Origin of the sequence: Jatrophihabitans sp. (genome assembly GCF_046262535.1) — a bacterium.
GTDB lineage: Bacteria > Actinomycetota > Actinomycetes > Mycobacteriales > Jatrophihabitantaceae > Jatrophihabitans.
In genome coordinates, this window is sequence record NZ_JBHEMO010000077.1 from 21,932 (window position 1) to 33,383 (window position 11,452).

Genomic DNA, 11,452 nt, shown 5'->3' on the forward strand with positions numbered 1-11,452 from the left:
GGTACGTGCGTGACTGACGCGATCCTCGTCCTCGAGGACGGCCGGACGTTCGCGGGGGAGTCCTATGGGGCGCCCGGGGAGAGCTTCGGCGAGGCCGTGTTCTCCACCGGGATGACCGGCTACCAGGAGACACTGACGGACCCCTCCTACCACCGCCAGGTCGTCGTCCAGACGGCTCCGCACATCGGCAACACCGGCATGAACGACGAAGACCCGGAGTCGCGTCAGATCTGGGTGGCCGGCTACGTGGTACGTGACCCCGCCCGGCGTCCGTCCAACTGGCGGTCCCGTCGCTCACTCGACGACGAACTGGCCGCCCAGGGTGTCGTCGGGATCAGCGGCGTCGACACCCGGGCGTTGACCCGGCATCTGCGCGAGCGCGGCGCAATGCGCTGCGGAATCTCGAGCCTCGACCTCGACGGCGACTCGCTGCTGGCCAAGGTGCAGGCGTCCCCCTCGATGGTCGGCGCCGACCTGTCGGCCGATGTCACGACCCCGCAGTCCTATCGGGTGGACGCGATCGGACAGCAGCGCTTTACCGTCGCGGCGCTGGACTACGGCATCAAGACCATGACGCCGCACCGCATGGCCGAACGCGGCATCACCACACACGTCCTGCCGTCCACCGCTGACGCCGACGCGGTGATCGCGACCGGCGCCGACGCAGTGTTCCTCGCCAACGGGCCGGGTGACCCCGGGGCCGCCGACGCCGCGGTCGAGACAGTGCGCGAACTTCTCCGCCGCGACCTGCCGATCTTCGGGATCTGCTTCGGCAACCAGGTGCTCGGCCGGGCCTTCGGCTTCGGCACCTACAAGCTCGGTTACGGCCATCGCGGCATCAACCAGCCGGTGCAGGACCGCGTCACCGGCAAGGTCGAGATCACCGCACACAATCACGGGTTCGCCGTCGACGCGCCGCTCGACCGGGCGGCGGACACCGAGTTCGGCGCCGCCGAGGTCAGCCACGTGTGCCTCAACGACAACGTCGTCGAGGGCTTGCGGGCCCGCGACACCCGCGCGTTCAGCGTGCAGTACCACCCCGAGGCCGCGGCCGGACCGCACGATGCGGCCTACCTCTTCGACCGGTTCGTCGACTTGCTCGAGGGTGGTCGCTGATGCCTCGCCGCACCGACATCGAGCACATCCTGGTCATCGGGTCGGGACCGATCATCATCGGCCAGGCCTCCGAGTTCGACTACTCGGGCACCCAGGCCTGCCGGGTGCTGCGGGCCGAAGGGTTCCGCGTCAGCCTCGTGAACTCCAACCCGGCCACGATCATGACCGACCCCGAGTTCGCCGACGCCACATACATCGAGCCGCTGACGCCGGAATACGTGGAGCGGGTGATCGCGGCCGAGCGGGCCGGCGGCCATCCGATCGACGCGCTGCTGCCGACCCTGGGCGGGCAGACCGCGCTCAACCTGGCCGTTGCCCTGCACGAGGCCGGTGTCCTGGACAAGTACGGCGTCGAGCTGATCGGCGCGGACATCGAGGCGATCCAGCGCGGTGAGGACCGGCAGCGCTTCAAGCAGATCGTGCGCACCGTGGACGGCCGCACCCCCGAGTCGCTGGTCTGCCGCACGCTCGACGAGGCGATCGCCTTCGCCGAGACCGTGAACAACCGGGTCGTGATCCGTCCCTCGTTCACGATGGGCGGGCTCGGTTCGGGCCTGGCCAACGACGCCGCTGAGGTGCGGACGATGGTCGCCCGCGGGCTGGCCGCGAGCCCCGTGCACGAGGTGCTCGTCGAGCAGTCGGTCCGGGGGTGGAAGGAGTTCGAGCTCGAGCTCATGCGCGACAAGAACGACAACGTCGTGGTCGTCTGCTCGATCGAGAACCTGGACCCGATGGGCGTGCACACCGGTGACTCGATCACTGTCGCGCCGGCGATGACGCTCACCGACCGCGAGTACCAGCACATGCGCGACATCGGCATCGCGGTGCTGCGCGAGGTGGGCGTCGACACCGGCGGGTGCAACATTCAGTTCGCCATCGACCCGGCCGACGGCGAGATGATCGTGATCGAGATGAACCCGCGGGTCTCGCGCAGCTCGGCGCTGGCGTCGAAGGCCACCGGCTTCCCGATCGCGAAGATCGCCGCGAAGCTGGCGGTCGGCTACACGCTGGACGAGATCCCGAACGACATCACGCGCAAGACCCCGGCCGCCTTCGAGCCGACCCTGGACTACGTGGTCGTCAAGATCCCGCGCTTCGCGTTCGAGAAGTTCCCCGGTGCCGACCCGGTGCTGACCACGCACATGAAGAGCGTCGGCGAGGCGATGGCCATCGGCCGCAACTTCACCGAGGCGCTGGGCAAGGCGCTGCGCTCGATGGAGACGAAGGCCGCCGGCTTCTGGACCCTCGAGGACGAACCGGTCGCCCCCGACGAGCTGGACGCCCTGCTGGCCGCGGCCGCCATCCCCACCGACGGCCGGCTCTACCAGGTGGAGCGGGCGCTCCGCTCCGGCGCGACCGTGGCGCAGGTCGCCGAGGCGACCGGGATCGATCCCTGGTTCCTCGACCAGATCTCGCTGATCGGCGAGATCGGCGCGGACGTGCGGGACGCGCCGACGCTGTCCCAGTCGCTCCTACGCCGAGCGAAGCGGCATGGCCTGTCCGACCGGCAGATCGCCGCGCTGCGCCCGGAACTCGCCGGTGAGGACGGCGTGCGAACGCTGCGCCACCGGCTCGGCATCCGCCCGGTCTTCAAGACGGTCGACACCTGCGCCGCCGAGTTCGCCGCGACCACGCCGTACCACTACTCGTCCTACGACGAGGAGACCGAGGTCGCCCCGCAGCCCGATCGGCCGAAGGTGATCATCCTCGGCAGCGGGCCGAACCGGATCGGGCAGGGCATCGAGTTCGACTACTCGTGCGTGCACGCCGTCATGGCGCTGCGCGCCGCCGGCTACGAGACCGTGATGATCAACTGCAATCCGGAGACGGTGTCGACGGACTACGACACGGCCGACCGCCTCTACTTCGAGCCGCTCACCTTCGAGGACGTGCTCGAGGTCGTCCATGCCGAGCAGACCTCCGGCACGGTCGCAGGGGTCATCTGCACGCTCGGCGGCCAGACGCCGCTCGGGTTGGCGCAGCGGCTGAAGGATGCCGGCGTGACGGTCCTGGGCACGCAGCCGGAAGCCATCGAACTCGCCGAGCACCGGGGCGCGTTCGGGCGGGTGCTCGAGGCGGCGAGCCTGCCCTCACCCAAGCACGGCACGGCCACCTCGTTCGACGAGGCCAAGGCGGTCGCCGACTCGATCGGCTACCCGGTGCTGGTCCGACCGTCGTACGTCCTCGGCGGCCGCGGCATGGAGATCGTGTACGACGAGGGGCACCTGGCCGATTACATCAGCCGGGCGACCGAGATCACGCCCGACCATCCCGTGCTGGTCGACCGCTTCCTCGACGACGCGGTCGAGATCGACGTCGACGCGCTCTATGACGGCACCGATCTCTACCTCGGCGGGGTGATGGAGCACATCGAGGAGGCCGGGATCCACTCCGGCGACTCCGCCTGCGCGTTGCCGCCGATCACGCTCGGCGCCGGTGACATCGCGAACGTGCGGGCGTCCACCCGAGCGATCGCCGAGGGCGTCGGCGTGCGCGGACTGCTCAACGTGCAGTACGCGCTGGCCGGCGACGTGCTCTACGTGCTCGAGGCCAATCCGCGGGCGAGCCGCACTGCTCCGTTCGTCTCGAAGGCTACGGCGGTGCAGCTGGCCAAGGCGGCGGCCCGCATCGCCCTGGGCACGACGATCGCCGACCTGCGGGCCGAAGGGCTCTTGCCCACCGCGGGTGACGGTGGCGACCTGCCCGACGACGCGCCCATCGCGGTCAAGGAGGCCGTTCTGCCGTTCACCCGGTTCCGGACCTCCGGCGGCGATCAGGTCGATTCCATCCTGGGGCCGGAGATGAAGTCGACCGGCGAGGTGATGGGATTCGCGGCCACGTTCGGCACGGCGTTCGCCAAGTCGCAGGCCGCGGCCTACGGGTCGCTCCCCGTCAAGGGGACGGTGTTCGTCAGCATCGCCAACCGGGACAAGCGGGCGGCGATCTTCCCGGTCAAGCGGCTGTCGGACCTGGGCTTTCGCGTCCTGGCCACCGCGGGCACGGCCCAGGTGCTGCGCCGCAACGGCGTCAACGCCGAGATAGTCGGAAAGTTCAGCGAGGGGCCGGGAAACATCGTCGAGAAGATCATCGCCGGTGAGGTCGACCTCGTGCTGAACACGCCGTGGGGATCGGGCGGCCCGCGGCTGGACGGTTACGAGATCCGCACCGCCGCGGTGAGCGCCGGCATTCCGTGCCTGACGACGGTGCAGGCCGCCGCCGCGGCGGTCCAAGGCATTGAGGAGCTCTCGCGCGGCGAGGTTGGCGTGCGGTCCCTGCAGGACCTGCACCGCCAACTGGCCGCCTGGCGGGCCGGCAAGTGACCGCGAACGCGACGAGCGCCGGCCCCGTACAGGAGACCGGCGAGATCTTCGCCGTCCAGCGGGTCGGCGAGTACGTCCAGTTCACCGTCATCGCGCCCGGCGTCGCCACCGGGTTCCAGCCCGGCCACTTCGTCGCGGTCGCCGTCGGCGGCGAGAACACGTCGATGATCCTGCGCCGCGCCTTCGCGCTGTGCGGCGCCACCCAGAGCGACAAATTCGCCGGCACCGTCCAGTTCGTCGTCGCCGCCCACGGACCGGGCACCCGCTGGCTCGTCGAGCGCAAGGCCGGTGACACCCTCGACCTGGTCGGCCCGCTCGGCAAGCCGTTCCCGTTGCCGGCCGGACCCGCGCCGGCCGTCCTCGTCGGTGGCGGCTACGGCGCGGCGCCGCTCGTGCCGCTCGCTCACGCCCTTCTGGAGCAGGGGTCACCGGTCGAGTTCGTCCTCGGCGCCTCAACCGGCTCGCGGCTCTACGGCGAGATGACGGCCAAGCGGTTGGTGGGGCGGGTCACCGTGACCACCGACGACGGGTCGGCGGGGGAGAAGGGGCTGGTCACCGACGTCCTGCCGGAAGTCGTCGAGCGGGTCAACGCCGAGATCATCTACGCGTGCGGGCCGATGCCCATGCTGCAGGCCGTCGCCGAGATCGCGCAGAAGCGCGCAATCCGGGCCCAGGTCGCCGTGGAGGAGTCCATGGCGTGCGGTATCGGTGTCTGCATGACGTGCGTGCTGCCGGTGCGCGGGGCCGACGGCACGTCGCGCTTCGTCCGGTCCTGCGTCGAAGGGCCGGTGTTCGACGCGCTCAACGTCCGGTGGAGCGACGTGGGCCGGTTGCCGTCCGACCTCGTCGGTGCCGACGCAATGGGAGGGCACTGAAGCTGTGGCTGACATGACCACGCGGCTGTCGACGTTGACGCTGCCCAACCCGGTGCTGACGGCGTCGGGCTGTGCCGCGGCCGGGCGCGAGCTCGGCCAGTTCTTCGACGTCGCCGACCTGGGCGCCGTCGTCACCAAGTCGATCATGCCAGCCGCCCGGTCCGGGCGGCCGACGCCGCGGATGGCCGAGACGCCGAGCGGCATGCTCAACTCCATCGGCCTGCAGGGACCGGGCATCGACTCGTTCATCGAGAACGACCTCGCCTGGCTCGCCGAGCAGGGCGCCCGCACCGTCGTTTCGATCGCCGGCGGCCACACCGACGAGTTCGTGGCCCTGGCCCGCAAGCTCTACGGCAACCCGGCTGTGTCGATGCTCGAGGTGAACATCTCCTGCCCGAACGTCGAGTCCCGCGGCCAGGTCTTCGCCTGCGACGCCATCGCGTCCTCGCGGGTCATCGGCGCCGTGCGCCGCGCGGCCGACCCGGCGCAACCGGTCTTCGCCAAGCTCTCACCAGACGTCACCGACATCGTGCACATCGCCCGCGCCTGCGCGGACGCCGGCGCCGACGGCTTCTCGTTGATCAACACCCTGCTCGGCATGGTGATCGACACCGACACCCTTGCGCCGGCGTTGGGTGGCGTCACCGGTGGCCTGTCCGGCCCGGCGATCCGCCCGGTCGCCGTTCGCTGCGTCTGGCAGGTGCGCAAGGCGTTCCCCCATCTGCCGATCCTCGGCATGGGCGGAATCCGCACCGGGCTCGACGCCCTGCAGTTCGTCCTGGCCGGCGCCTCGGCCGTGTCAGTCGGGACCGCGGTGTTCGGCGACCCGACGGCGCCGATCCGGGTGCTGCGCGAACTCGAGGCGGCGCTGGACCAGCGCGGGTTCGCGTCGCTGGCCGACGCGGTCGGCTTCGCCCATCTCGACCAGTTCTCCCGGGCGGCCCGGCTGACTCCGGCGGCGGCCGAGGCCGGCGCTCGATGACGAGCTTCGGTGCGCGGCTCTCGGCCGCGCTGGACGACCGCGGGTCGCTGTGCGTCGGCGTCGATCCGCACGCCGCCTTGCTGACCGCGTGGGGACTGACCGACGACGTCGACGGTCTGGCCCGCTTCGCGGATGCCTGCGTCTCGGCGTTCGGCGACACGGCGGCCGTCGTCAAGCCGCAGTCGGCGTTCTTCGAGCGGTTCGGCGCGCAGGGGATCGCCGTGCTCGAGCGGACGGTCGCGGGCTGCCGCGAGCTCGGCGCCCTCGTCGTCCTCGACGTCAAACGGGGCGACATCGGCTCCACCATGGCGGCCTATGCCGAGGCCTACCTCGCCCCTGGGGCGCCACTGGCGGCGGATGCGATCACGGTCAGCCCCTATCTGGGGGTCGGCTCGCTCCAGCCGGTGTTCGACCTCGTCGAATCGGTCGGCGCCGGTGTGTTCGTGCTCGCCGCGACGTCCAATCCCGAGGGCCCACAGCTCCAGCACGCCCGGACGCCGGCCGGGCGCACGGTCGCGCAGACGGTCGTCGACGAGATGACCTCCCGCAACTCGGGGGCGGCGCCGCTCGGCTCCCACGGCGTGGTCGCCGGTGCGACGATCGAACCGCACGTGGTGAGTTTCTCCGGCCTGAACGGCCCCATCCTCGCCCCGGGGATCGGCGCGCAGGGCGGCACGTCCGACGACGTCCGGCGGGTCTTCGGCAGCTCGACCCGCGACGTCATCCCCAGCGTGTCGCGCGACGTCCTGCGGCACGGGTCCGACGTCACGGAATTGCGGGACGCCGTGCGGCGACTTGCCGGCGAATTCGCCTTCCTGCGCGCCTGACCGGCCGGGACGTCGCTCCACCGGCGACGGGTGACCGTCGTCCCCACTTTCACGCGAACCTGACAATCGGCTGTCGAGGTCGCGGGTCCGGGCTTGCCACGTCTGTATGGTTTGTCCGGGCTGTGGCCCACACCGTTTTGTACTTTTCCGCATCCTCGTTCCCCACAGGGAAGGATCCCCAGTGAGTTCACTCTCGACCGTCTCTGCCGTTTCCAAGGCAGCCAATGACATCCTCGACTCCGGCTACGCAGTGGTCCGGCTCAGCGAGGTGGACGCCGACAATCTGCGCGGTGCCATCGACACCGCAGTGGAGTTCTTCCAGCGTCCGCTGGAGGACAAGAACGCCCACGGCAGCACCGACCACAACTACGGTTACCGGCCGTTCGGCATCGAGTACTCGAAGAGCCCGGACCGACCCGACATGAACGAATGCTTCACCGTCTGGTCCAGCCGCCTCGACCTCATCCCGAACGCCGAGGACATCCCCGAACTCACCGACTCCTTCCTGGCCTGGCGCGACTCGCTGGCCCCGCTGGTCAAGGCGATCCTCGACGAGGTCGCGAAGAATTTCGGCGTCGACGCGGCCCCGGAGTTCGAGAAGGCGTCCTACCTGCAGATCAACTACTGCCTGCCGGCCCCGGCCGAGCGGGATCTGCTGCAGGACAAGCACGAGGACGGCCACATGGTCACCGTGCTGCACGCGACTGCACCGGGCCTCGAGATCTACGCGGGTGACGACATCAAGCCGATGCTTCCGGCGAGTGACGAGATCGTGATCATGCCGGGGTCGGTGCTCACCGCGCTGTCCGGCGGCAAGATCGAGCCGCTGTACCACCAAGTGCGCAACCACGGTCTCGACGACCGCCAGTCGATCATGTACTTCGTGAACCCGGAGATCGACGAGGCGCTGTTCGGCTGGATCGACGCGCCGGACGGCGAGCGGGCCGACATCCGCGAGCACGTCCAGAACGCGCCGTCCATGTTCGGCCTGCCGCCGGTCGAGGCGCTCTAGCCGATTCGACGCGCGGCGAACCACGACCTGTCGTCGCTGCACCAACGCTCGAACGACAGCCCTGCATCGCGCAGCTCGCGGTACAGGGCTTCGTCGTCGACCCGGCGAGCGGTGAAATTGTGGGTCCACAGGTCGTCGCCGGATGAGTACCTGACCGTCGCGCTCAGCAGGTCCCCCTCGCGGTGTACGTCGGCCAGCTCCACCCGCAGGTCGCCGACGTCCCCGCCCTGCCCGTCGGCGGCTTGGTCGAACCACGCCGGCGGATGCCGCTCGGCGATGAGCCACCCGCCCCGTGCCGTGTGTCGTGCGGCGGCGCCGAGCAACGCGCGGCCCTCGGCGTCGTCCGGCGTGTTGACCAGGTGGCTGGCCATCAGCACGGCGACGAAGGTCCGGTGCAGGTCGAGTCCGGCGATCGGTGCCTGCACGGTCTCGGCCCCGCGCACCTGCGCGAGCATGTCGGCCGACTGGTCCACCGCGACGACCGGATGACCAAGTTCGATCAGCCGGTGCGCGATCCGTCCCGTCCCGCAGCCGAGATCGAGGACCTCCGCACCGGCCGGAACGGCCGCGTGCACGATCTCGGCCTCGCCCATGGGCGGCAGCCTGCGGTAGACCTCGACCGCGCAGCCGTCCGCGGTGATGACACCGCGCCCACTGCCGGCTCTCGGATCAGTCATTCCGCGGCGCGGAGCCGAAGGTCACCGACCGGCGCGGCGTCTCATCGACGTGCAGCTGGAACACGTCGGGTCGCGCGTAGTGCCCGTCGGCATCGAAGTCCAACTTGCCCCGCGCGATGTCGCCCGCATCGATGTCCGCGTAGGCGATCTCTGGGCCGTCCCAGGCCGGTCCGGCGAGGACGTCGCCCAACGGGCCGATGATGCAGCTTCCGCCCGCGCTGACGATGTCGTCCTCGGCTTCGGCCAGCGAGTTGGGCAGGTCGTCCGGAAAATCTCGCCGCTCGGTGAATTGGTTGCAGGACAACACGAAGCAGCGCCCCTCCATCGCGACGAAGCGCATGGTCGGCAGCCAGGACTCCCGGCCGTCCGCCGTCGGGATGCACAGGATGTCCACCCCCTTGGCGTACATGGCCGCCCGCAGCAGCGGCATGTAGCTCTCCCAGCAGATCAGCGAGCCCACACGCCCGAACGGCGTATCGACCACCAACAGGGTGGAGCCGTCCCCGTTGCCCCACACCACCCGCTCGGCCGCTGTGGGCAGCAGTTTCCGGTGCTTTCCCAGGTAACCGTCGGGTGAGAAGAACAGCGCCGCGCAGTAAAGCGTCCCCCCGGAGCGCTCGATGACGCCGACGACAAGGTGGAGGCCGGTCGCGGACGCGAGTTCACCGAGGCGATCGACGACCGGGCCCGGAACGTCCACGGCCGAGTCCCAGTAGCGGCGGTAGTGATCGCGTCCCTCACTGGTCCGGTTCCCGACAACCGTCCCGAACGACAAGCCGCGCGGGTAGCCCGAGAGGAACGCCTCCGGGAAGACCGCCAGGCGGGCGCCCGCCGCCTGCGCTTCTCGGGCCAGCGCTTCCAGCTTGGTCAGCGAGGCCTCCAGATCGAAGACGACCGACCCGGCCTGCACGACCGCTACGCGCGTTGACCCCACGGCAACATCCTGATTCACCGCGGGACGGCGCGCCAGCGCAACCGCTCGGGGCCACGCGAGTCAGCCGGTCAGGTCGTCCAGCTCGGCGAGGTCGGCGAGGCTCGGCTGCCACAGTCCGGCGGCCACGTTCGCAGCGACCTGCTCGCGGGAGGTCGCGCCGGCGATGACGCTCGCGACGGCCGGTTGCGCCGCGAGGCCGCCGACCGCGACGTCGAGCAGCGTGATTCCCCGTTTCTTGGCAAAGCCCTCGAGCGACTCGAGGATGTCGAACGTCTCGTCGGTCAGGACGGATTCTCGGTTCGACGCGGCGATGCGGCTGCCCTCGGGAGCGGGCTGGCCGCGCCGGTACTTGCCGGTGAGCAGCCCGTTGGCCAGCGGGAAGTAGGGCAGCAGGCCGATGCCGTAGTGCTCGAGTGCCGGGATGAGGTCGGCCTCGGCGTCGCGTTCGAGCCAGCTGTACTCGTTCTGCGCGCTGACGAACCGTTCGAGGTGACGGGTGCGGGCCGTCCACTCGGCGTCGGCCACCTGCCAGCCGGTGAAGTTCGAGCTGCCGAGGTAACGAACCTTCCCCTCCCGGACGAGATCGTCCAGGGCCGACAGCGTCTCCTCGATCGGCGTCGCCTCGTCCGGCCGGTGCAGCTGGTAGAGGTCGATCCAGTCGGTGCGCAGACGCCGCAGCGAGGACTCGACGCAACGGCGGATGTAGCGGCGCGATCCGCGGGCGCCCCAGTCCTCGCCGTTGGACAGCCCGCGAGGGCGGACGTCGCTGCCGAACTTGGTGGCCACCACGACGTCATCGCGATTGCCCTGCAGGATCTCGCCCAGCCGTTCCTCGGAGGCACCGTAGGAGTCGGCGGTGTCGAACAGGGTGATGTCCTCGTCGAGCGCCGCATGAACGACCTCGCGGCTGCGGTCCATGTCGAGCCGCATGCCGAGGTTGTTGGTGCCCAGACCCACTACGGATACGACCAGTCCGGAGTTGCCCAGGCGACGAAAGTCCATGCCTCGACGTTACCCACGACTGGCGGACGGTAGTTTCGCCCCATCATGACCGCGCCGCCCCGCCCCGCCCGCCTCACCGTGCTGTCCGGGCCGTCGGGCGTCGGCAAGGGGACAGTGGTGGCCGCGCTGCGCAAGCTGGTGCCCCACGTATGGGTCTCGGTGTCGTGCACGACGCGGGCGCCGCGGCCCGGGGAGCGACCCGGCGTCGAGTACTACTTCGTCGACCGCGACCGGTTCGCCGAGATGGTCGAGGCGGGCGACCTGCTCGAACACGCCGAGTTCGCCGACAACTGTTACGGGACGCCCCGTATGCCGGTCATCGAACACCTGGCTGCCGGCGTGCCGACGTTGCTGGAGATCGACCTCGAGGGTGCGCGGCAGGTCCGCCGATCGGTGCCCGAGGCGCGTTTCGTCTTCCTCGCCCCGCCGTCGCTGGACGTCTTGGTGCAGCGGCTGTCCGGTCGCGGCACCGAGTCGGCCGACGCGGTGGTCGCGCGCCTCGAGCGCGCGCAGGTCGAGCTGGCCGCCGAGCGGGAGTTCGACGAGGTGATCGTCAACAACGACGTCCACGACGCAGCCCGCGACCTGGCTGCCCTCATCGCCGAAGGCTGACCACCTCTCGAGTTGTCCGTGCTACACCGGGCTATGACGTGGCGAAGCGCGGACAACTTCGGCAACCCGCCAAAGTTGTCCGTGCTACACCGGGC

Annotated in this window: 10 protein-coding genes; 7 read left to right on the top strand and 3 right to left on the bottom strand. The window is 70.2% G+C overall.

Annotation, left to right across the window (positions count from 1 at the left end; all coding sequences use genetic code 11):
* Positions 1 to 9: 9 nt before the first annotated feature.
* The 6 genes from carA (at position 10) to ABR571_RS11170 (ending at position 8,132) form a co-directional block, all read left to right on the top strand.
* Complete coding sequence (carA, locus tag ABR571_RS11145) at positions 10 to 1,116, top strand: glutamine-hydrolyzing carbamoyl-phosphate synthase small subunit (protein ID WP_409453273.1); 1,107 nt, start codon at positions 10 to 12, stop codon at positions 1,114 to 1,116.
* A complete protein-coding gene (carB, locus tag ABR571_RS11150; RefSeq protein ID WP_409453274.1) occupies positions 1,116 to 4,436 on the top strand; it encodes a carbamoyl-phosphate synthase large subunit in 3,321 nt (1,106 codons plus the stop codon). The genes carA and carB overlap by 1 nt, the downstream gene beginning before the upstream one ends.
* On the top strand, positions 4,433 to 5,311 hold the full coding sequence (locus tag ABR571_RS11155) for a dihydroorotate dehydrogenase electron transfer subunit (protein WP_409453275.1): 879 nt from the start codon (positions 4,433 to 4,435) through the stop codon (positions 5,309 to 5,311). Before carB ends, ABR571_RS11155 begins: the two co-directional genes overlap by 4 nt.
* 13 nt (positions 5,312 to 5,324) lie before the next feature.
* On the top strand, positions 5,325 to 6,293 hold the full coding sequence (locus tag ABR571_RS11160; RefSeq protein WP_409453276.1) for a dihydroorotate dehydrogenase: 969 nt from the start codon (positions 5,325 to 5,327) through the stop codon (positions 6,291 to 6,293).
* Positions 6,290 to 7,120 carry an orotidine-5'-phosphate decarboxylase gene (gene pyrF, locus ABR571_RS11165; RefSeq protein WP_409453277.1) on the top strand — a complete coding sequence of 277 codons (831 nt, stop codon included), beginning with the start codon at positions 6,290 to 6,292 and terminating at the stop codon, positions 7,118 to 7,120. The genes ABR571_RS11160 and pyrF overlap by 4 nt, the downstream gene beginning before the upstream one ends.
* A gap of 181 nt (positions 7,121 to 7,301) precedes the next feature.
* A complete protein-coding gene (locus tag ABR571_RS11170; protein ID WP_409453278.1) occupies positions 7,302 to 8,132 on the top strand; it encodes a 2-oxoglutarate and iron-dependent oxygenase domain-containing protein in 831 nt (276 codons plus the stop codon).
* Here the strand turns inward: ABR571_RS11170 and ABR571_RS11175 are convergent.
* Genes ABR571_RS11175 through ABR571_RS11185 form a run of 3 tightly spaced genes read right to left on the bottom strand, consistent with a single transcriptional unit; the run spans position 8,129 to position 10,745 of the window.
* Positions 8,129 to 8,809 carry a class I SAM-dependent methyltransferase gene (locus ABR571_RS11175; RefSeq protein ID WP_409453279.1) on the bottom strand — a complete coding sequence of 227 codons (681 nt, stop codon included), beginning with the start codon at positions 8,807 to 8,809 and terminating at the stop codon, positions 8,129 to 8,131. The two genes, ABR571_RS11170 and ABR571_RS11175, sit on opposite strands and share 4 nt — an antisense overlap.
* Positions 8,802 to 9,743 carry a nitrilase-related carbon-nitrogen hydrolase gene (locus ABR571_RS11180; RefSeq protein WP_409453280.1) on the bottom strand — a complete coding sequence of 314 codons (942 nt, stop codon included), beginning with the start codon at positions 9,741 to 9,743 and terminating at the stop codon, positions 8,802 to 8,804. The genes ABR571_RS11175 and ABR571_RS11180 overlap by 8 nt, the downstream gene beginning before the upstream one ends.
* Positions 9,744 to 9,803: 60 nt before the next feature.
* On the bottom strand, positions 9,804 to 10,745 hold the full coding sequence (locus ABR571_RS11185; protein WP_409453281.1) for an aldo/keto reductase: 942 nt from the start codon (positions 10,743 to 10,745) through the stop codon (positions 9,804 to 9,806).
* Positions 10,746 to 10,790: 45 nt separating this feature from the next.
* Here ABR571_RS11185 and gmk point away from each other — a divergent pair, with 45 nt between their 5' ends.
* The gene (gene gmk, locus ABR571_RS11190; RefSeq protein ID WP_409453282.1) at positions 10,791 to 11,357 is read left to right on the top strand and encodes a guanylate kinase; all 567 of its coding nucleotides are present in this window, start codon (positions 10,791 to 10,793) and stop codon (positions 11,355 to 11,357) included.
* The last annotated feature ends 95 nt before the right edge of the window (positions 11,358 to 11,452 follow it).